This is a genomic window from Haloarcula halobia (genome assembly GCF_029338255.1).
Taxonomy (GTDB): Archaea; Halobacteriota; Halobacteria; order Halobacteriales; family Haloarculaceae; genus Haloarcula; species Haloarcula halobia.
The window spans coordinates 2,170,128-2,190,178 of the sequence record NZ_CP119787.1; the positions used below are offsets into that span (position 1 = coordinate 2,170,128).

At 65.1% G+C, this 20,051-nt stretch carries 26 protein-coding genes; 7 read left to right on the forward strand and 19 right to left on the reverse strand.

From position 1 onward, the window contains the following. Positions 1-2: 2 nt before the first annotated feature. Positions 3-689, reverse strand: coding sequence for a VOC family protein (locus tag P1K88_RS11505; RefSeq protein ID WP_276410315.1), 687 nt, complete (start codon positions 687-689; stop codon positions 3-5). Positions 690-777: 88 nt separating this feature from the next. Between P1K88_RS11505 and P1K88_RS11510 the strand changes: the two genes are divergently transcribed. Both P1K88_RS11510 and P1K88_RS11515 read left to right on the forward strand, forming a co-directional pair. Then, entirely contained in the window at positions 778-1,458 is a 681-nt protein-coding gene (locus tag P1K88_RS11510; RefSeq protein ID WP_276410316.1) for a hypothetical protein, read from the forward strand. Between the two features lie 43 nt (positions 1,459-1,501). After that, positions 1,502-1,912, forward strand: a complete 411-nt coding sequence (locus tag P1K88_RS11515; protein WP_276410317.1) for a JAB/MPN domain protein-containing protein — start codon at positions 1,502-1,504, stop codon at positions 1,910-1,912. Between the two features lies 1 nt (position 1,913). Here the strand turns inward: P1K88_RS11515 and P1K88_RS11520 are convergent, their stop codons facing one another. From P1K88_RS11520 to P1K88_RS11540, 5 genes are all read right to left on the reverse strand, one after another. After that, a complete protein-coding gene (locus tag P1K88_RS11520; protein WP_276277535.1) occupies positions 1,914-2,123 on the reverse strand; it encodes a ribbon-helix-helix domain-containing protein in 210 nt (69 codons plus the stop codon). Positions 2,124-2,162: 39 nt separating this feature from the next. Then, complete coding sequence (locus tag P1K88_RS11525; protein WP_276410318.1) at positions 2,163-2,324, reverse strand: hypothetical protein; 162 nt, start codon at positions 2,322-2,324, stop codon at positions 2,163-2,165. 199 nt (positions 2,325-2,523) lie between these two features. Next, entirely contained in the window at positions 2,524-3,699 is a 1,176-nt protein-coding gene (locus P1K88_RS11530; RefSeq protein WP_276410319.1) for a M24 family metallopeptidase, read from the reverse strand. A 50-nt stretch (positions 3,700-3,749) separates the two neighbouring features. After that, positions 3,750-5,006: a thiol-disulfide oxidoreductase DCC family protein gene (locus P1K88_RS11535; RefSeq protein ID WP_276410320.1), complete on the reverse strand. Its 1,257-nt coding sequence runs from the start codon at positions 5,004-5,006 to the stop codon at positions 3,750-3,752. After that, positions 4,996-5,712: a hypothetical protein gene (locus P1K88_RS11540; RefSeq protein WP_276410321.1), complete on the reverse strand. Its 717-nt coding sequence runs from the start codon at positions 5,710-5,712 to the stop codon at positions 4,996-4,998. The genes P1K88_RS11535 and P1K88_RS11540 overlap by 11 nt, the downstream gene beginning before the upstream one ends. A 297-nt stretch (positions 5,713-6,009) precedes the next feature. On the opposite strand from P1K88_RS11540, the gene aroA reads away from it, so the two are divergent. Next, positions 6,010-7,302 carry a 3-phosphoshikimate 1-carboxyvinyltransferase gene (gene aroA, locus P1K88_RS11545; RefSeq protein ID WP_276410322.1) on the forward strand — a complete coding sequence of 431 codons (1,293 nt, stop codon included), beginning with the start codon at positions 6,010-6,012 and terminating at the stop codon, positions 7,300-7,302. Positions 7,303-7,349: 47 nt separating this feature from the next. Here the strand turns inward: aroA and P1K88_RS11550 are convergent, their stop codons facing one another. The 3 genes from P1K88_RS11550 to P1K88_RS11560 all read right to left on the reverse strand — a co-directional run bounded on the left by P1K88_RS11550 (position 7,350) and on the right by P1K88_RS11560 (position 8,808). Beyond that, a complete protein-coding gene (locus tag P1K88_RS11550; RefSeq protein WP_276410323.1) occupies positions 7,350-7,640 on the reverse strand; it encodes a HalOD1 output domain-containing protein in 291 nt (96 codons plus the stop codon). 2 nt (positions 7,641-7,642) lie between these two features. Continuing rightward, on the reverse strand, positions 7,643-7,996 hold the full coding sequence (locus P1K88_RS11555; RefSeq protein WP_276410324.1) for a DUF7344 domain-containing protein: 354 nt from the start codon (positions 7,994-7,996) through the stop codon (positions 7,643-7,645). A 143-nt stretch (positions 7,997-8,139) separates the two neighbouring features. Then, on the reverse strand, positions 8,140-8,808 hold the full coding sequence (locus P1K88_RS11560; protein WP_276410325.1) for a helix-turn-helix domain-containing protein: 669 nt from the start codon (positions 8,806-8,808) through the stop codon (positions 8,140-8,142). Between the two features lie 120 nt (positions 8,809-8,928). On the opposite strand from P1K88_RS11560, the gene aroC reads away from it, so the two are divergent. Continuing rightward, the gene (aroC, locus tag P1K88_RS11565; protein WP_276410326.1) at positions 8,929-10,128 is read left to right on the forward strand and encodes a chorismate synthase; all 1,200 of its coding nucleotides are present in this window, start codon (positions 8,929-8,931) and stop codon (positions 10,126-10,128) included. A 1-nt stretch (position 10,129) separates the two neighbouring features. Then, positions 10,130-10,756: a uracil-DNA glycosylase gene (locus P1K88_RS11570; RefSeq protein WP_276410327.1), complete on the forward strand. Its 627-nt coding sequence runs from the start codon at positions 10,130-10,132 to the stop codon at positions 10,754-10,756. A 397-nt stretch (positions 10,757-11,153) separates the two neighbouring features. Here P1K88_RS11570 and P1K88_RS11575 read toward each other — a convergent pair whose 3' ends face one another. The 8 genes from P1K88_RS11575 to P1K88_RS11605 form a co-directional block, all read right to left on the reverse strand. Continuing rightward, complete coding sequence (locus P1K88_RS11575; RefSeq protein ID WP_276410328.1) at positions 11,154-11,720, reverse strand: hypothetical protein; 567 nt, start codon at positions 11,718-11,720, stop codon at positions 11,154-11,156. A 120-nt stretch (positions 11,721-11,840) separates the two neighbouring features. Continuing rightward, on the reverse strand, positions 11,841-13,091 hold the full coding sequence (locus P1K88_RS11580; protein ID WP_276410329.1) for a DNA methyltransferase: 1,251 nt from the start codon (positions 13,089-13,091) through the stop codon (positions 11,841-11,843). A gap of 87 nt (positions 13,092-13,178) precedes the next feature. Further along, entirely contained in the window at positions 13,179-13,910 is a 732-nt protein-coding gene (locus P1K88_RS11585) for a DNA methyltransferase (protein WP_276410330.1), read from the reverse strand. A gap of 69 nt (positions 13,911-13,979) precedes the next feature. Then, positions 13,980-14,447 carry a DUF4870 domain-containing protein gene (locus P1K88_RS11590; RefSeq protein WP_276410331.1) on the reverse strand — a complete coding sequence of 156 codons (468 nt, stop codon included), beginning with the start codon at positions 14,445-14,447 and terminating at the stop codon, positions 13,980-13,982. Positions 14,448-14,789: 342 nt separating this feature from the next. Next, positions 14,790-15,008: a hypothetical protein gene (locus P1K88_RS11595; RefSeq protein ID WP_276410332.1), complete on the reverse strand. Its 219-nt coding sequence runs from the start codon at positions 15,006-15,008 to the stop codon at positions 14,790-14,792. 262 nt (positions 15,009-15,270) lie between these two features. Further along, positions 15,271-15,699, reverse strand: coding sequence for a CBS domain-containing protein (locus P1K88_RS11600; RefSeq protein WP_276410333.1), 429 nt, complete (start codon positions 15,697-15,699; stop codon positions 15,271-15,273). Between the two features lie 318 nt (positions 15,700-16,017). Further along, the gene (locus tag P1K88_RS18585) at positions 16,018-16,275 is read right to left on the reverse strand and encodes a DUF8106 domain-containing protein (RefSeq protein WP_473092250.1); all 258 of its coding nucleotides are present in this window, start codon (positions 16,273-16,275) and stop codon (positions 16,018-16,020) included. Between the two features lie 422 nt (positions 16,276-16,697). Continuing rightward, complete coding sequence (locus P1K88_RS11605) at positions 16,698-16,910, reverse strand: hypothetical protein (protein WP_276410334.1); 213 nt, start codon at positions 16,908-16,910, stop codon at positions 16,698-16,700. A gap of 389 nt (positions 16,911-17,299) precedes the next feature. On the opposite strand from P1K88_RS11605, the gene P1K88_RS11610 reads away from it, so the two are divergent. After that, a complete protein-coding gene (locus tag P1K88_RS11610) occupies positions 17,300-17,536 on the forward strand; it encodes a hypothetical protein (protein WP_276410335.1) in 237 nt (78 codons plus the stop codon). 350 nt (positions 17,537-17,886) lie between these two features. Here P1K88_RS11610 and P1K88_RS11615 read toward each other — a convergent pair whose 3' ends face one another. Continuing rightward, the gene (locus P1K88_RS11615) at positions 17,887-19,257 is read right to left on the reverse strand and encodes a hypothetical protein (RefSeq protein WP_276410336.1); all 1,371 of its coding nucleotides are present in this window, start codon (positions 19,255-19,257) and stop codon (positions 17,887-17,889) included. A gap of 250 nt (positions 19,258-19,507) precedes the next feature. Beyond that, positions 19,508-19,645 (reverse strand): hypothetical protein, encoded by a 138-nt coding sequence (locus tag P1K88_RS11620; protein ID WP_276410337.1) that lies wholly within the window; start codon positions 19,643-19,645, stop codon positions 19,508-19,510. A gap of 85 nt (positions 19,646-19,730) precedes the next feature. Here P1K88_RS11620 and P1K88_RS11625 point away from each other — a divergent pair, with 85 nt between their 5' ends. Continuing rightward, entirely contained in the window at positions 19,731-19,886 is a 156-nt protein-coding gene (locus P1K88_RS11625; protein ID WP_276410338.1) for a hypothetical protein, read from the forward strand. Positions 19,887-20,051 lie beyond the last annotated feature (165 nt).

A 20,051-nucleotide genomic window follows, 5' to 3' on the forward strand; every position in this document is an offset into this window, starting at 1 on the left:
GTCTACTCGTCGACCAGCGTCAGGTAGTGGCCGTCCCGGTCGCGTATCCGGACGCCCTCGTCGACGGTCGTCACCGCGAGCGCCTCGTCGGCGACCGCCCGCGCCGTCGACTCCGGGTCCTCGGCGACCACGCCGAAGTCGACGTGGACGCCCCCGCGGGCATCGGCGATACCCAGTCGCGGCGCCCACAGTTCCAGGTCCAGGTCGCCGGTGGTGCACCTGACCCGCCCGGACTCCCGGTCGTCGTCGACCACGTCGAAGCCCAGTGCGGTGTAGAACTCGACGGCGGCCGGGAGCTGTTCGACCTCGAGGACGAGTTCGAACAACCCGGTGACGCCACGTCCCTCGTGGGCGCGCTCGCCGAGTTCGACGCAGTTGCCCTCGGGGTCGTAGAAGTACAGCGAGCGGTCGTCGCCGAACGTCTCCTCGACCAGGTCGAACTGTCCGTCGAGGCGCTCGTACCAGTCGTCGTACTCGCTGTCGGGCACGGTCAGCGCGTAGTGGGTGTGCAGGCCGCCACGGGGGACCGCTCCCGGGGCACGGAGCCGGAGGTCGGTGTCACCCGCCGCGAGGACGGCCTCGGACTCGGACGCCTCGCGGACGTCGAGTTCGAGGAAGGCGTCGTAGAACGCCGCCGCGCGGTCGGCGTCCTTCACCTCGAGGGTCAGCCAGGCCGGGGCAGAGAGCATGGCGGACGTACGCCGCCCAGCCCCAAAGGTCCAGGGACCTAACCCAGTGGATGGCCCCTTTATCTGCCCGAGGGTCGTAGACCCACCCATGTCACTGAAAGCAAGCGGCCCCGCGACAGACTGGACGGCGGTCAACCGCTGGGACCGCGGCGCCAGCTGGATTGCGTACCCCGAGGAACCGATGCAGCGCGCGAGTCACGTGCTCTCGACGGACGCGGGCGTGTTCGTCGTCGACCCGGTGGACGCCGAGGGCGTCGACGACCTGTTGGCCGAGTTCGGCGACGTCGTCGGGGTCGTCCTCCTGCTGGACCGGCACAAGCGCGACTGTGCCGCCGTCGCCACCCGGTTCGACGTTCCCGTCTACGTCCCCGACTGGATGAGCGGCGTCGAGGACGACCTCGCGGCGCCCGTCGAGCGCGTCCATCGGCAGCTCCCGGACACGGACTACGGCGTCCACAAGGTCGTCAAGAACCCGCTCTGGCAGGAGGCGGCGCTCTACGGGGACGACGACGATACGCTGGTCGTCGCGGAGGCCGTCGGCACGGCTGACTTCTTCCTCGCGGGGTCGGAGCGGCTGGGCGTCCATCCGGCACTCCGGCTGACGCCGCCGACGAAACTCGGCCGGCTGTCCCCAGAGCGGATTCTGGTCGGCCACGGGCGCGGCGTGATGGACGACCCGGCGGCGGCGCTGACAGACGCACTCAAGGGCTCGCGCTCCCGGGCCCCGGGCCTGTTCGCGAAGACCGTCAAGTCGCTGGTCATGGGGTAGGAGGCGCCGACGGGACTTTACCCTCACCGCGCTAACGTAGGGTGTGGTTTACATCACCCGCGGCCTCGTCGATACCCTGTTGCGCCTGGCACACGAGGCGGAACCGTCCGACGTGACCATCTCGCTGGCGGTGACCCCCGCCGGCGAGTTACCGGAGACGGGGCTGCCCGACGAGGCGCCGGTGTTCACCGACTTCTACCTCCCGTCGGCCGGAGGGTCGGTCAACGCCGTCTTCGGGATGGACCTCGGGATGCCCGCCGGGCAGACCCAGGGGCGGTTCGTCTCCCACCCGAAGGGCAACCTGAGCATCAGCGAGGCCGACGACCTACACGAGGTGGTCTTCGTCGCGATACCGCCGTGGGACCACGGGTCGTTCGCGGCGTTCGACCGGGCCGGTCGCGAGCAGGACGTCAGGGTCCTCGACGTCGAACCGCCCGAGGAGTCCCTGGCCTGACCTACTCCAGGTAGCCCAGGTCGCGCAGCTGGTCGGTGATGTCCTGGAACTCCGCCTCGGTGAGCTCGCCCTCGCGCTGGTGCTGGACGACGATGCTCCGGAGCAGGAAGCGGACGAGGTCGGACGTGCTCGAGAAACTGGTCCCCTCGATGGTCTCCTCGACGCGGTCGGCGAGGTCTTTCGGGATAGAGACCGTGGTGTAATCGGCCATAGCGTATCCTACGATGCCGACGGGAAAGGAGTTGTCCTCTCAGACCTGGTCGGCCTCGGTGTCGAACTGGCCCATGAGGGCGCCGCTGGTCGGCGAGAACATCATGGGTGCGCGGTCGCTACGCGAGCGATTCTCGGCGAAGGAAGTGGAGTCGGTCGTGAACGCGTCGTCGTCTGCCGGGGTCGTGATCTGTGTGGTCATCCTGGGGGTCGATAGTGTCGTGTCGGTTCGGTCGGTCGGTCCGTGGTCGAGTCGCTGTGGCGTGCCGGCGGGCGAATTGCCTTGGGTACAAGCATGACGTACTACTCCGTTACGGGCCATTCGTCATAAACGTTAATGATTTATTACCCACTATTCTGCGATGTGGTCTCTACCCACACGCCACTCCGGGCGGACACCCTCAGACGACCAGGCGCTTCTCGTAGTCGGTCAGGTTCTCGTATCCGTCCTCGGTGACCAGAACCAGGTCCTCGATGCGGACCCCGCCCACGTCGGGGTCGTAGAGCCCCGGTTCCACGGTCACGACGTGACCCGGCCGCAGTTCCTCGCCGTCGGGGGAGACGCGTGGGAGCTCGTGGACGTCGAGACCGACGCCGTGGCCGGTGCTGTGGATGAACCCCGTCTCGGCCCGCTCGTCGCTCCGGAGCGTCGGCAGGCCGGCCTCCTCGTAGACGTCACAGACGGCGTCGTGGACGGTCTCCCCGGTCACGCCCGCCTCGAGCACGTCGTAGGCAGCGTCCATGGCCCGCTCGGTCAGGTCGTACCACTCGGCGATGGTCTCGCTGGGCTCGCCTTTCACGAACGTCCGGGTCATGTCGGCGTGGTACTTCGTCGCCTTGTCCCGGGGAAAGATGTCGACGACGATGGCCTCGTCGGCCGAGAGCGGGCCGCTCCCGCGGTCGTGGGGGTCCGCCGCGTCGTTTCCACAGGCGACGATCGTATCGTCGAGCGAACACCCCGCCCGCAGGAGCGTGACCTCGATCTCGGTCTTGACGCGCTCGCTGGTCAGCACCTCCCCGTCGGCCTCGAGCGTGCCATCGTCCCGGACCGACGCCGAGCGCAGGAGGTCCTCGGCGGCGGCCATCGCCGCCTCGTTAGCCCGCTGTGCGGTCCGGACGTGTTCGACCTCCGCGTCGGTCTTCGTGGCCCGGATCTGGGTGACGATGCCGTCGGTGTCGGGGGTCACTTCGATGCCACGGTCCCGGAGCCCGTCGGCCGTCTTCAGCGGGAAGCGCGGCGGGACCGCGACGTGATCGACGTCGTACGAGCGCAGGAAGTCGGCCAGGACGTAGGCGACCGCCGCTTCGACGCCGTGTGCCTCGATGTGGTCGGCGTGGTCGAAGTCGACGTATCGCTGGACGGTGTCGGCCCGCGACTCCCGCTTGGCGCGGCCGAACTCGAGGCTGCGCGGGAAGAGGAGGTGCGTCTCGCCGTCGTACAGGGTCATGAACGGGTCGGGAGCGTCGAACCCCGAGAGGTAGAACTGATCTGAGAGCGTCGAGTCCGCGTCGACGAAGTAGCCGTCCGCACCGCTATCGTCGAGATACGTGTCGAGGCGCGAGAGGTCGGGGTCCATACTGTGGCTACCGGCGGCGAGGGTGATAGGCGTGGCGGCACGGGCCCCGCTCAGTCGTCGCTCTCGACCTGACAGGAGAACTGCGTCCCGCGGTTGGCGGCGACGTAGCGGTAGACCCGGGTGCCGACGCGGGCCACCGGTGCGAGACCCATCAGGTAGACCAGCGGGAAGAACACCCGGAACTGCCGGAGGAGTTCACGGAAGGCGTCGTAGCCCGCGTATGCTGTCGTCCCGTCGAAGGCGTACATGGCGCTCTGGAAGTCGACGTCGCCGCGCTGACGGTAGGCGTCCGGCGCCTCCGCCTGCGGGATGAACCGGACCGTGCCGTTGACGTCGAGCATCTTGAACAGGTACAGACTCCGCATACAGAAGTAACACTGCCCGTCGAAGACCACGTCGAGGTCCCGGTCGCTCACGACGCGCTCGTAGACCCGGTCCCACGCAAAGAACGTCAGCAGGAGCGGGTAGGTGTCGACGAAGAAGATGCCCAGCAGGACCAGCACGCCCGTCTGGAACCCCAGCAGGCCGATGATGAAGGGCGTGACCGTGACGCCGAGCAGCACCGCGACGAGCAGTCCCATCTCGACGACGAGCGTCCCGATGGACCCGGCGGTTATCAGGGCCGGGTACTCCACCAATGCCGGGCCGATGGGGACGTGCCACTGGTAGAAGGCGTCGCGGACGACGATGATGCGCGAGAGGGTCACCGACCCCAAGTAGCCGGCGTGGAACCCGCCGAACGGGCCGTTCGGGAAGAGCTTGTTGACCCCGGACCCGAAGTATATCATCGCGATGACGAGCAGCGACCACTTCAGCGCGGGCAACTGGTACGAGTCCCGCCCGGAGACGATGAATGACCGCAGCGAGTCCACCGACCAGTCTCTCGTCCGGCGCAGGCCGTCGACGGACAGCGCGTGGGTCCCGGAGAAGAGGCTGTAGAACACCAGAAAGTAGACCCCGAGGAACAGCGCCTGGCTCTCGCCCGAGTTGTTCTGAATCTCCCTGACGGTCCCGAAATGCGCCAGAAGCAGCGCACTGAGCCCCCCGGTGAGGCGGATGCGATAGCCCACGGCAAAGAGGACGAGCAAACCGATGAGCACCCACTTCTCGACGGTCATGAACAGGCCCGGCGCGACCGGCGGGACCGCCCACGTGAACTCCGGGGTCAGGAAGAAGGGCACCTCGAAGAACTCGTTCCAGTCGTACATCGCAGTCTTCCAGACGAGCCAGACAGTCAGTATCGTCCGCCCGACGGCGAGGTTGACCGGTGACGAGCGCTCCTCGTCGGCGAAGTAGTTAACGAACATCGCGTGCCTCCAGTTCGGCCGCCGAACGCCCTTCGTCCCGGTCGTAGTACTCGAAGACGACCGTCTCGGACTTCGAGACGACCTCGGACCCGTCCGCGGACGTCTCTATCTCGACCCGGTAGAGGCGGAGGCCGACGAACTCGCCGTACTGGCGGAGTTCGGCCGGCGTCCACGTGCCGACGTGCCCGTGGGCCGGGAAGTTCACGGCGTGTCGGAGTTTGACGCCGCCGTCTGACCAGACGAGGGCGTTCCGGCCCCCACCCGCCTCCAGTTCGCCGCGGTACTCGCGGGAACTCTGCAAGAGGAACCGCGCCACCTCCTGATTCTCCGCCTCGGAGTACTCGGTCAGCATCTGGTGGTGCAGGCGCGACATCCGGATGCCCTCGAACGCGAGCGTCGACTTCGAGTCGAACGGGATCTCCTGCCCGTTCTCGTCGACGACGCGGAACTCGTACTCGACGCGCTCCTGGTCCCACGTGTTCGAGAACTTGTGGTAGGTGGTGAGCGGCGGCACTGTGAGGGGGACGAGACTGACCTGGCAGAGCAGGAAGACGACGACGAACCCGACGGCGAACGTCCGCCTGACTTCCGGGCGCCGATTGAACAGCAGCGCGAGGCCGACGACGGCGAAGAACCCGAAGAATATCAGCGGGAGCACCAGGCCGGCGTAAGCCCGGAGTACTTCGATGAACGATTGAAGGAGCATGGTTCTATCGACCGCCCGCCTCCCCGAGGTGCGAGTCCGACATGGTGGTGATACGTGAACCTGTCGCCGACACCGCATCTAAGTATTCCCTCCTTAACGGGCCCGAATCGGCGTCTCAGGGCACGAAGTGGCCTGCCGCTGGCCACAGGTTCGGTCACTGAAGCAGGGACGTGGCCGGGTAGGTCTCGTGGGTGCCGACGGTCACGACGCGTGGGCGTGTGCGTTCGAACAGCCCCACGGTGTCGGTCCGGCTTCCGGGAACGGTATCCTCTTTGCATCCGCTCACGACGGGCGGATATGGACGTCACAATCGCGAACTCGACGGTCACCGGGGTGGCACAGGCCCCGCCGTCGAAGAGTTACACGCATCGTGCGATTCTCGCTGCCGGGTACGCCGAATCGGCCCAGGTCCACGACCCGCTGGTGAGCGCCGACACACGAGCCACGATGCGGGCCGTCGAGGCCTACGGCGGCAGCGTCGAACGCTCGGCCGACGAGTCGACGCTGGACGTCGAGGGATTCCACGGGCGCCCCGCGACGCCCGACGACGTCATCGACTGTGCCAACAGCGGGACGACGACCCGACTCGTCACGGCTACCGCCGCCCTCCAGGAGGGCCTGACGGTGCTCACCGGGGACGACTCGCTCCGTTCGCGGCCCCAGGGGGCGCTGCTCGACGCGGTCGAGCAACTCGGCGGGCGGGCCGAGAGCACACGCGGGAACGGGCAGGCACCGCTCGTCGTCGGCGGGGGCATCGGCGGCGGGTCCGTCGCGATTCCCGGCGACGTCTCCTCGCAGTACATCACGGCCCTGCTGATGGCCGGCGCGGTCACCGACGAGGGCATCGACGTCGACCTGACGACCGAGCTCAAGTCCTCGCCCTACGTCGACATCACCCTCGAGGTGCTCGAGGCGTTCGGCGTCGAGGCCGTACAGACCGACGCTGGGTACTCGGTCGCGGGGGGCCAGACCTACGACCCGGCGGGCGGCGAGTACCACGTCCCCGGGGATTTCTCCTCTATCAGTTACCTGCTGGCGATGGGTGCGCTGGCCGCTGACGGCGGCCTCCGGGTCACGTCGGCGTTCCCGAGCGCGCAGGGCGACATCGCCATCGTCGACGTGCTAGAGCGGATGGGCGCCGACCTCGAGTGGGACCGCGAGGCGGGCGAACTCACCGTCAGGAAATCGGCGCTGGAGGGGGTCGAGGTCGGCGTCGAGGACACACCGGACCTGCTCCCGACCATCGCGACGCTCGGGGCCGCCGCAGATGGCGTCACCCACATCACCGACGCTGAACACGTCCGGTACAAGGAGACTGATCGCGTCAGCGCGATGGCCGAGGCGCTCACCGCGATGGGCGCCGTCGTCGAGGAACACGAGGACTCGCTGGTCGTCTACGGCGAGGACAGCGACCTGACCGGCGCGACGGTGGACGGCCGCGCGGACCACCGCATCATCATGTCGCTGGCCGTCGCCGGACTGGTGGCCGACGGCGAGACGACGGTCACCGGCGCCGAACACGTGGACGTCTCGTTCCCGGACTTTTTCGACGTGCTCGCGGACCTCGGAGCGTCCGTCACGCGTGCGTAACCAGGCCGAGTGCAACGAGACGACCGCTCCGGCATCGGGACCGGACGTCAGTCGTCGAGGGTAGCGACCTCGAGTTCGCCCGTTTCGCTGAGAGCGACCGCCATGCCAGCGTACGTGAAACAGATGCGGAGGTCGGCGTCGGTCTCCCGATGCGTGAGTCGATCGAGAGCCCCCGTGTCGGTGGCGTCGTACAGCACCGGGAGGTCGACCGGGTCGGTGTCGGTCAGGGCGGCGACGGACCGGACCACGCTGTCGCTCGGTTTCGCAGCTTCCTCCGGGGAAAACGACTCCCGGACCGACGTGTCCGGTATCTCCGGTGAATCGTTGCGCTCTCGCATGCTCAATCGTCTGCGCGTTGCTTGGGGGCCGCGGTCTGGGGCGAGACCAGCTGGGGGGTGACCGTTCCGATGGGCAGTCTGTAGGCGAGCGCGTTCAGCGACACGATCCGCTCCGTAGGGTCCCAGTCGACGAGGCCGGCGTCCGCGAGCGTCGGGAGCCCCGTGTGGTGGAGGGAGGCCGTGACGGTTTCGTGAGTGTCGCCGTCTGTCACGTCGTTTGCCCCCAGCTCCGTTGCCAGTTCTTCCACCGCCAGTTCCCCGTTCCCCTCGAACAGAGTCTGCAGGACCGTCCGGCGCTCCTCGCTCGCGAGCGCGCGGAAGATGCGGTCCCAGTCTGCCTCCGCTGCCTGGATCATACGAATCTCCCTTCGAGAGGGACTAGGAATAGTGTGGTCCTTGTTATTTCAGGCCCTTTATATTACGGGTAAATCCACGTTTCTCAGGTCGGTCACCGGCGGCGGCCTGTTATCCCCGGTAGTAAGGCGTTCTTTCGGTCCCGTCACCGCTCGCTCAGGTCGTTCGCTGACCGCTCGAGGAGTACCTTGCGCAGCACCTTGTTCGCGCCGCGCCGGACGTTCTCGGAGGCCGTCTGTTCGGTGATGCCCAGTTCCGCGCCGATCTCACCGAGCGTGGTCCCGCGTGGCACCTCGAAGTAACCGTTCTCTACTGCGACCGTCAGGGCCTTTCGCTGTGAATCCGTCAGGTCGAACGAGTACCCGCCCTTCTGTTCGTCCGTCAGCGTATAGACCCGCTCTAGGGTGAGGGAGATGTCGTGTTCGGTACAGTAGTTGTGGAAGTCCGCCAGCCCCGAGTGGTCGTCGAAGCGCAGTCGGAAACGCCACCTGTCGTTCCCGCTCGCCTCCAGAATCGTGGCGTTGACCTGGGCCATCCCGTAGACCAGGCTCTCGACGTCCTCGTTCCACTGCACCCGGTAGAGCCCCCTCCCGTCGACGTAATCCAGCCCCGACAGCGACTTGATGCTGTCGTCGGCCCGGACGTGTTTCTCGAAGTCGTCCAGATCGACTCCGGAGACCCAGACGTACGGCATTACCTGTCTCGACGCCGGCACGACCCGCTCCATCTCGACGTGTGTCCCCGCGTCCATCGAGAGCACCCGGCCGAGGATGAATTCGCTGGAGTCGATGGTGAACTTCGCGATTACGGACATCTGATCTGCATCCATTTGCTCCGGTGATACGATAAACCCATGCATCGGCAGGGGGGACCGGGTGAGCGGCGGTCCCGTCATCTACAAGGTTCAAATGCCCCCGTCCCTCACACCGTGATAATGAACGGCAACGAGTTCGGTCGTCTCTTCCGGATGACGACCTACGGCGAGTCACACGGCGAGGCGATGGGCTGTACCGTCTCCGGCGTCCCGGCGGGCGTCGAACTCTCCGAGGAAGACATCCAGACGGACCTGGACCGGCGCAAGCCCGGGCAGTCGATGATAACCACCTCGCGCGGCGAACCTGACAAGGTGAATATCAACTCGGGGCTCCAGGACGGGTACACCACCGGGACGCCCATCGGGATGGTCATCCAGAACAAGGACGCCCGCTCGGGGAAGTACGAACCGTTCATCACGGCTCCCCGTCCCTCCCACGGCGACTACACCTACTCGGCGAAGTTCGGCACCCGCAACTGGGGCGGCGGCGGCCGGTCGTCGGCGCGCGAGACGGTCAACTGGGTCGCCGCCGGCGGCGTGGCGAAGGCGGTGCTCGCCCAGTCGGACTTCGACGTCACCATCAAGGCACACGTCTGTCAGATCGGCGACGTCGAGGCCGGGCCGGTCACCTTCGAGGACATGCTCGAACAAAGCGAGGCAAACGAGGTCCGGTGTGCCGACCCGGACGCCGCCGCGGAGATGCGCGACGTCGCCGACCGGTACCAGAAGGAGGGCGACTCCATCGGCGGCGCCATCTACTTCGAGTGCCGCGGCGTCCCGCCGGGACTGGGCGCGCCCCGCTTCGACAGTGTCCCCTCGCGGCTGGCCCAGGCGATGTACTCCATCCCGGCGGTCAACGACTTCGAGTACGGCATCGGGCGTGCGGCCCGGACGACCGCCGGCAGCGAGTACAACGAGGACTGGGAGTTCGACGACGACGGCCACCCGACGCCCGTCGGCAACGACCACGGCGGCATCCAGGGCGGTATCACGACCGGCCAGCCCATCTACGGCGAGGTGTCCTGGCACCCGCCCGTCTCCATCCCGAAGACCCAGGAGACCGTCGACTGGGAGACCGGCGAGCGAAAAGAGATCACCGTCACCGGGCGCCACGACCCCGTCCTGCCGCCGCGCGCCGTGCCCGTCGTCGAGGCGATGCTGTACTGCACCGTGCTGGACTTCATGCTCCTGGGCGGACGCATCAACCCGGACCGACTGGACGGCCGCCCCGGCGAGTACGACACGGCCTATCACCCCTCCAGCCCACAGAACGACCCCGACGACGCCGGGACCCACGCAAAGACCGTCGACGAGGACTGAGATGGACACAGACCAGGACTCGATGTCGAACCCGTTCGGAATGGACGCCGAGTGCCGGAACTGCGAGGCGCTCTGTTCGACTCGCGAGAACGTCGTCCACGGCTACGGCGACGTCGGTGCGGAGTTCCTCTTCCTGGGCCCCTCGCCCAGTGACGGCGCGGACGCCACCGGGATTCCCTTCACGGGGACGACCGAGCGGGAACTGCTCGACATCCTCGCGGCCGTCGACATGTGCGAGGACCCCGACGCCGACGAACCGGCGCTCCCCAACGCCTTTCTCACCTACGTCTCGCGGTGTCGGCACCCCGACCGCGAGGCGACCGAGGAGGAGGTGCGGAACTGCGAACCGTACCTCAACAGCGAGATACGGATGATAAACCCCGAGATACTGGTCCCGGTCGGCCAGCGGGCCCTCGAGGCGCTGGCCTTCGAGTACACGACCGAGAACGCGGCCGACCTCGACGTGACCGAGATGCACGCGACGACAATCCGCGGCCGCGGGTTCGAGATTATCCCGATGGTCCACCCGGCCGACCAGTCCGACGAGCAGCGGACCGCGTTCCTCGAGCACTTCGGCGAGACGCTCGGCCGCGACTACCGACAGACGAAGGGGCGCCGGAGCCGGTAGGGGCACCGGAGCCGGAGAGACGACGGGCCCCGGTCGTGTCAAGATACTCCACACCGTAGTTCTAGGGCCTCCCGTGCCTCCGGCCGCCGACCCCCCGCAAGCGGTAGCACAGTTGCTGGAGACCCTCCGCGCGGACTTCGGCGACGGGTTGCGCAGCTGCGTCGAGTACGCCCCGACGAAAAACGAGGTCTACTATCAGGGAAGACATCGACGACACCGTCGCCCAGGGCCGCCTCGTCCGCGTCGAGGAGCTCTACGAGTTCGAGCGCGTCGTCGGTTTCTCCGTCGACGCGTCCGCGACCCCGGACCTGAGCGGGATGCTCTCGTCGTATCTCGAGACGGTGTTCGACCCGGGCGACTCGGCCTGAGACGGGCGGGCGTCGAGGGGTCGCGCGCCTCAGATCGACTGGAGTATCTCCCGCTGCATCTCCATCTTGCGCGTCTTGTAGTTGATCTCGACCGGGTCGACGTCGTCGACGTCCTCCGGCCGGAAGATAAAGGAGAGGGCGTCGAAGTCGAGGTGGGCCTCGATGCCGTCGGGGACGCTGACGAGGTACTCCTCCAGCGTGTCGGCCGAGACGAGCGCCAGCGCGTCCTGCTGGCCCAGCAGGTAGAACTCGGCCATGTCCGGAATGTCCGTCCCCTTGTTCTGCCCGAGGCTGTTCTTTATCTTGGGCTTGATGCTGCTCGAGGGGTTCTTTCGCGCCGCGGTGAACATCAGGTCCGTCTCGTACTTGAACTCGATGTCGAAGCCGTACTCGGCGTCCCGGAAGTCACGGCCCTGTTCGTCGACCCACCGGAGACGGCCACTGGAGAACTCGGCGACCCCCTGTTCGATGAAGTCGGACTTGTCGAAGCGGTCCTGGGCGCGGTTGAGCTGTGACCCGAGCGAGACGATGAGGCGGGCGTACCGTTCTGCGTCGATGACGTTCTGGAGTTCTCTTGCGTACGAACTCGCTTCCATACTATGTCCACATTCGGGTAGATGGATATAAATCCTCGAGTGTGACTCTCAATCTTGATCACCGGGTCGCCTCGAGCACCGACACAGTCAGAGAGACCACGTCGCGTCGCCGCGGCGCGCTCAGTCGAACGAGCTCAACGTCTGCTGGCGCCCCGGGAGTACCTTCGTCTTCAGGCCGTCCGGGTCGTCCTCGACGTGGACGTCGCCGCGGTGGGCGATGAGGATGCGGTCTATCTCGGTGGCCTCGCCCTTCGTCTCGCCCCAGATGCGCGAGACCTTCTCGTTGTCCGGCACCCTGTCCTCGACGATGCGGCCGACCTCGAACCCGTCCATCGGGGCGACGACTTCCTCCGCGACCTCCCTGGCGAGGTTGATGGTCTCGTCGCCCTGGTCGACGTCGCCGATGACGAACGCGGCGACGCCGCTGTCGCTGTCGAGTACCTCGTCGGCGACGGCGAACGTCTCGGTCATGAACTCGAGATACGCCTCGAGGTCGAGCTCGTCGTCGAGTCGCTCGTCGACCACGTCGGGTTCCTCGTCTAAGAACCACAGCCGAATCCAGTTGTAGAGGCCGTACTTGAGGACCTTCAGATAGGGCGGCGACGTGAAGATGAGGTCCACGTCGTCGACGTCCTCAAGATCCGGGAGCGTCTCGGGCAGGTCCCGCGCGTCCCCGAATATCGCGTGACCGCTCCTGGCCGGGGCGCCGTCGCTGTAAATCGTGCGGAGGCGTTGCTGGAGTTTGTCGAAGACGTCCCGCCGGGGCGGCTCGAGGCCCTCCTCCTCGATGTAGTCGCTGACGTAGCCCTCAGACATAGAGAAGGTGTTGGGCATCGAGACCGAGAGGTACTGTCCGCTCTGGCCGTGCATGATGCCCAGCAGGAGCGCCGTGACGAACGTATCGACCTGCGAGAGCGAGCGCAGGTCCTCGGGGATGCCATCGGTCCCGAGGCCGAACTCCTCTTTGAGGTAGACGAGCTGGCCCAGCGTGTGGTCGTGATAGAGCATCCGGACCTTCTCGGGGACGTGGTCGGTGGCCGGCGCCTCGTAGGCAAGGCGCAGCTCCTTGAGGCGGTCGTGTACCGCTGCGGCTGTGGGCGGGTCGACCTTCGCCCGCGTCAGCACGTACGCCATCGGGTTGAGATCGTTCCCGACGCCGACCCGGTCGTCGACGCAGGCCTGGAGTGCCGTCGTGCCACGACCCGAGAACGGGTCCAGCACGACGTCGCCCTCGTCGGTCAGCTTCTGGATGAAGTAGTGGGGGAGCGACGCGGGGAACATCCCCATGTACGAGCACATCGGGTGGAAGCTGTGCTCCCACTTGCGCTTGAGCGTCCGCCACTCGGGACGGATGTCGTCGAGGCTTCCCATTGGACACTCCTGGGATCGTTCGGCTATTGAACCCGGCGATACGTAACTCGTCGGTCCGGCGGTGGCTGCCAGTCCGTCGTCGTTCGCCTAGTCGGTGAGCGCTGTCATCGTCTCGGCGAAGACGTCCTTCGCGTTCTCGTTCAGGTCGCCCAGCACCGCCTCGCGGTCCTGCTGGGCGGCCGCGATGCCGACGACGCCGGCCCCGGCCAGCGGGTCGAACACCGTATCGCCAGGCTGTGAGAAGTGGTCGAGGAGGATATCGACCACCTTCGGCGGCAGGCGCGTCGGATACTTGGGCATCTCGCGGAGGTAGTTGCGCTTGACGTCGAGCACCGAGAGGTTGGCCTCGCCCTCCTGGCAGTGGTCGTAGGAACACTCGTTCGAGTAGTACCAGTCGTCGCCCTTGACCATCCAGAACAGCTCGTAGACGTTGTGCGCCGGCCGGAGCTTGCAGTAGGGCGCGAAGTTGTACGCCCAGTACAGCTTCCCCTCCAGCGTCCACTCGTCGTGGCCGAGGACGGCCTGGTGGACGACGTGGCTGTTGTCCTTCCCGGAGAAGACGATGGCTTGGCCCGCTTCGTGGGTGTTGCGTGCGAGGACGTCCAGCAAGGTGTCGATTTTCTCGCCGTACTCCTCGGTCTCCCACTCCACGTACCCGTCGACGACGCGCGACGTGTCGCGGTTGTAGTTGCTCGCCTTCCCGTCGAACTGCAGGCCGAAGGGCGGGTCGGTTATCGCGAGGTCCGCGTCGACGCCATCCCACTCGGTCATATCGGTGAGCGAATACTCGACACGGTCGGCGACGGAAGACTCGGTCATTGGCGGGACTCACACTATCGCCGTATAAATGAATTCTGAAGGTCCGGCCGACTGCCGGACCGCGCCCGCTCAGTCGATGAGGTCGACGGTCAGCGGATAGTCGTAGACCTCCCGGTCGCTGGCCCGCACCGTCGCCAGCACGACGATGACGATCCAGGCGACGGCCACGACGGGAACGAGCAGGAACCCGATGCCCACCAGCAACGTCAGCAGCGCGACGAGCATCAGCATCGTCCAGGTGAGCTGGAAGTTCAGCGCCGCCTTCCCGCTCTCGTCGATGAACGCACTCTCGTCTTTCTTGATCAGCCACACCAGCAGCGGTCCGAGGACGTTCCCGAAGGGAACCACCAGACCGGTGAACGCGGACGCGTGGAGGATGACCGCCCACGTCTGCTCGTCGTCGGTCACGACGTGCGTCTCGCTCGTCTCGGCCGCCGCGTCCGACGTTGCCGTGGCGTCCGTCGATACCGTCTCGTCGTCGGTGTCGTCACTGGAGGGGTCAGACAAGCCCGGTTCGTCGTCTCGTTCGGAGACCATACTCGTGTCTGACACGACAGGTACAAAATACGTTGGGTGTCAGGGGGCCGGTCGCATGGACTGGAGCCGGCGACCGCCGAGTCGCCGTCTGGAGGGCGACCGGGACTCCCTGATACGCGTTCGCTCCAGTCACCGTCGCTCGGGACAGCGACAGGCGGGCACGGTTCGCTCTCCCGGGGCCATCGCTTCGGCCAGTCCCCGTCCTGCTCCCCGGCCGCCGTTTCCCTCGGTGCCGTGTCCCAATCAGTTCGAGCGGGTGAGACTCCCCCGAGCCGATACGGCGTCGTACTCCTCAGGGCCGTCTCGGCTCCCGTGCCTGGCGGTGGCGGCCTCCACCACCGGTCACTCCAGTTGCGCTTTCGCCTCGCTGTCGCTGAACTCGAAGTACTCGATCGGTTGTGAGTCGAGTACGCGCCACCCGTCACCCGTGTACCGCTCGCTGAGGCGTCGGATGTCACTCGACCCGGGCACCATGACGATCCGGAACCGACGTGGGACGTCCTCGATCGGGTGGTATTCGAACCGGAATATCTCCTCGATCGCCAGGTCGCCCCCGTGCACACGTGTCCGGGGAACGAGAGGGGCCTTTGGTACTTCTATGAGCCCTGTACAGGTCTCTACAGCACTATTGTGTCTATTGGGGTGCGTTTCGTCCCCGGTCGGCCCCGGACCGACACCGACGCAGTCCCCGAGACTCCAGTGGAACACTGGGGGTCCGGGAGACGGATGTCCCGACCGGCTACTCGGCCTATTTGGGCCTCAGTAGCCCATCTGCAGTCTCGGAGTTGCATACGTCGAGCCACGAGCGAGCGTTGTCGGGCTGTCACTGTGTAACCAGGTCGGTTCGTCCACGAAGGATTGTGTTCCTGAGCCGAGGCAGATACTGGGTGAGATCAGATGTCGTGAGGATGCCGACGAGTTCGCCGTCGTCGGTGACCGGAAGCCGCCGAATCGAGTGCTCTTTCATCAGTGTGGCAGCGACGTGGATGTCGTCCGTGCTTGCGGTCGTGACGAGTGGCGTACTCAGAAACCCAGCCACGTTAACGGAGTCAATATCGGCCCCGGCTGCCACCTGCTGCATGATATCGGTTTCAGTTACGATGCCGCTGTACTCGCCCGTCTCGGGGTCGACTACGACTGCCGATCCGATACCGTGATCTGCGAACAGCTTCACGACGTCACGGGCCGTCGTTTCTGGCGGAATCGTCCGAACTGACTGTGTCATCACGTCACCGACAAACTGTTCAATCATACGACTAGTTCCCGCTTGAGACGGTTAACCTTGCCGTGTACGGGCACCTGCTGGCCAGCGTACGCTCTCCCGCTCGCGCTGAGATGGGTCAATTACAGTGGAAACGGTTTCTATGACGAGTCGTGATTCGGTCAGTCCAGGTCACACAACAGGTGAGTAGCCCGAGCGACGACAGAGTTCGGGTCTGCCGCGACCGGGCGTCCCGAAACCGGGGCAAGGACCGGTGCTCCATCCGTAGGGGTGTTACTGCCGGCTGTAACCGTAGAGCGTGCTCGACAACGGGTGCCGGGAATCGTTACCAACGTACGGTCGCCGGTATTAGTTCTCGGCCGCAAAGCGGAGCGAACCGCCACTCCCAGCGGTCAGTTCGCCGCCCTGTCGGCGGGAATTGATTCTCGCATCACAGTTCGGACACTCGTATGTGAGAGAATCGGAACGGACGTGGATGGTCCAGTCACCATTGATTCGACCGTCGTACTCGCAGTCAGGGCAACACAGCATTGCCTCGTCAACCGGCTGTCGCTCAGTAATGAAAGTAGAAGACTCCATTCCCTCAACTACCCTCCAGACACTCATAACCCTGTCGTCGTTCAGACCGCGTATCGACTTGTCACCGACGGCTGATAGGGCCGATGCGGTGACGAAATCGGGCAGTTCGTATACCTACCACCTGGCGTATTCTCGCTCCGAGATGGATCGATTACAGTGGTAACTGCTTCGCGGACAGGGCCGAGACCACGCTGATAGCGGAGACGGAGTAGTGGACTCGTCTCCCTGCTCGCTGGCGCACCTTTGACCGCGATTGGACGGTGTCACTCGTCTCGCCGCTTCCCAGTATGATATCAACTGGGCGGCTATCGCGACTTCTCGTCTCTGGGCTATTGGTGACACCCATACCCGGTAAGAGGTCTCCGAGACCGTGCTGCATGGCGGGCCCACAGTCGCAGACGGTACCGGTGGAGGCACCGATCTCGCGCGGCGGTCGTGGAGTCGATGGATCAGTCGATATAGCCGAGGTCGCGGAGATTGCTCAATACGTCTTCGTCTTCAACAGCCCCGTCGATGGCTTTATCCAGATCACCGTGACGCTGCCGGATCACTTGGAGGAGTTGTCGGGCACTGCGGAGTTTATACTTCACATTCGGATCATCCACGTCGTCCATCGTCCCTTCCAGTAATTCGTCTATCGTCTCGAGTGTAGTTTCGGCCATAGAAACGCTAAGTGGCACAAATTACTAAGTTTTGCTGAATACACTCTCTGCAGCCAGCACGCTCTCGACAAACGAGCCCGGATGGTTCCAGATTCGGGTGAGTGTTTCTAGCCGAGGGTTGTCTCGGCGAATCCGGCATGCTGGCCAGCCCATCTTGCGTGGCTCGGGACCGGTCCCGCCAGGTCGGGACGACCCCGTCGGGCGGAAACGCGGAAAGGATTGCGACGATTGGTGTGGCGACACTGCCGACACGGAACACTCCCCCGACAACAGTCACGATCGAGGTCGCACCGGGCCGAAACGCTCCGGGATACGGTAGATCGACCGAGGGAAGTGTCACGAGAGACGCGGCCGCAGTCACGACGAGCGTCGCGAAATGAGTCGGGCGCGTGGCCGGCGATTTCATCGTCGAGAACGGGATGGCCGTCATGGGAGAGGCGCTTTGGGCCTTCGATGCCGGCGTCGGCCTCGAAAATTTCCGCATCTCGGAGAGCCGTTCCGACGGTGTCGTCGGTCAACGACCCCTCGAAGCCTTCGTAACGACTGGATTCGACTCGACGCCGGCGACAGACGCCGAGTGCTGTGTCAAAAGGCGGCTCCGAACCGCAGTAGAGTCGACTACCTGACCCACTGTCGCCGAATTGCAGCGCGATTCGCGGGAGATACGTCGCCAGGAAATCGACACGACGATCCAGCCGTTCGTTGATTCCCTTGCCGTCGTCTGCTTCCGTATCGCTAGCAGGGCGGGACTTGTCCACGAGGACCACAACAGTCCATAGCGGCCTGTCTCTCGTGTCCCGACGACACACGTATCGACCGTTCGCGTGTCAAGCACTCGGACCGGGTCGTCGACGAGCGAGTTGTCTGGTTGCTGTCAGGACAGGTCTGCTGCATACAGCGTGTACGTTCAGGCAAGCACCACCGTGCTCTCTGATTCGGGTTATCGACGGTAGGAACCGAAAGACACCGGGCCGCCTCACAAAACGAACGACGCCACGATGGGCACCGTGTCGATGATAACGACGCCGACGAGGCTCTGCCGTTTGACCGGCCAAGTGGGCGCGCCTTGAAGCGACTGCCACGGCTGAGCGTCCCTCTGTGTATCCGTGAACTTGTCGGGGCGCGACCCGTCGGTTTCCCGGTCTCCACGCTGGTTGTTCTCAATCTGCTGTTGCTTGCCCTTTTTCATTTCCCGATGGATTCGAAGGAAGGAGTGATACAGCCAGAACGCGGTCAACACGATATATCCGATGAGCGGTCCAACGTAAAATGCGCCCCACGTGAGGGCGGCGACCGGTGACGAGACGTCGATCCCAGAGAGACGGACGACCCCTTCCGCGTAGAACCGATACGCGACGTACATTCCCGAAACGAATAGGATCGCGTTCACGTGCATCGCAAACCGGCCCAGATCACGAAACCCCCCGTGTTCGTCCGGATGGAACGGTTGGTACTGCAGGACGTCCCGCCGGAGAAGTTCGACGAAGTAGTAGATCAACACGAACACGTCGTAGAACACGGCGATGACAAACAGCGTTACGAGATTGTACGCCACGTAGGAAATCGCCTCCCACGGCTGAAACGAGTCGAAGGTGAACGGCAACAGCAGCGGGCCGAGCGCGACCACCAGTGCGAACACGACGGACCGCGGGACCGTGATGGGACCAGCCGCATACGAGTACCCGAGCGTATCCACCATCTCCCGGTAGAATTCGTCGTACGCCTCCCGCTTGACGATGCTCGTGTCCCCTAGCTGACTCAGGAGATGCTCCGTTTTGAGTACCAGCCCGTCGTAGACCAGATGCCCGGCGACGAGAACAAACAAAAAATAGCCGGCCTGAACGGTCACAGCGGGTTTCCCCGTCGAACCGGACATCGCTAGTACACCGTACAGCGTGTACACGGTACCGATTCCGAGCGGGAGGGCCGTTCCGAAGAACACGGTACTCCGGTGAAGCGACGACCCACGCAGCGGGTACGTGACGAGACGGTAGATGAGATACAGCCAGACTGCTGCGAGCAGGACTCCGGGAACCAAGAGCCCGATCGGTCCCAGGTCCGGCGGTCCGACGGAAACGGACAGTCGCCCCGTTCTGATGAACCCGAAAGCGAGCGTCGGAACGTAGATTGCCAATACGGCCAGGAGAACGACAGGAAGGTTCCGGAGAACGTCTCGGGTGATCCCGGAGGTTACCTCTATCTCCGGCTTCTTCTCGGAGGACGTGCCCGAGGCGTCCGAAACCGTATCGAACGGAAAGACGGCACAGGCGCGATAGAATGGCCCTGTCTCACCGGTCCATCGTTTCCAGTGTGACTGTCGAGCCGGCTTCGACTCGTCGGTGCCCATGCTCTGTAAGGGAAACCGGGTCTGTATAATAATTTGGACGAGGCCGTGGATTCGGGAGTTGTACATCAGGGTTAGCCGGTACAACGGGGATTGGAAGGCCCGCCTCCTCACGTTGGTCGCGGCGCTGCGTGATCGGACCGCGAGGCACGTGGAGGTCGACGGCCGACTCGTACCGGTCGCTCGCCAGTTCCCGCTCGACGACCTTCCAGATCCGCACCCCCTCGAGCGGGTCGATGCCGTCGATCAGCGATCAGCCGAGGTCCTCGCGGGTCGCCTCCTGGAGGGCGTCCCAGTCGAGCCAGCGGGCTGGCACCTCGCCGGATCGGTCGCGGGCTTTCGGACAGTGCAACCGCTCCCGATGGTCGCTGGACTGCTGGGTCGCCGGCATTCGGCACCGTCACCCCCCGACCGGTCGGCGGTCGGACTCGATGACCGGTAGTTGTTTATCGACCGCTCGTGACACCATGCAAACGATGGTCCTCCAGTACCTCCTCCCGGCCCTGATCGGGTTCGTTTTCGTAATGGGAGCTGCCTACGCCGGCACGCTCCGGGCGTTAGAGGTCTATTTCGACCCGAACCGTCAGAGCATCTTTCTGTCAGATGACCGCGACCCTCCGAACGACCGCTAGCGTCTGCATCCCGCTCACCCTCGACGGCCGCTGCCAGCGGTTCGACGGCACCGATGACCTGCAACTCGACGTCGGTCCCGGTAGCCATCACACGGACGAGTCGGTCACTACTCATCGATTCCCTGCCAGACGAGGCCGTCGTTCCTCCGATCGATCACTGCACGT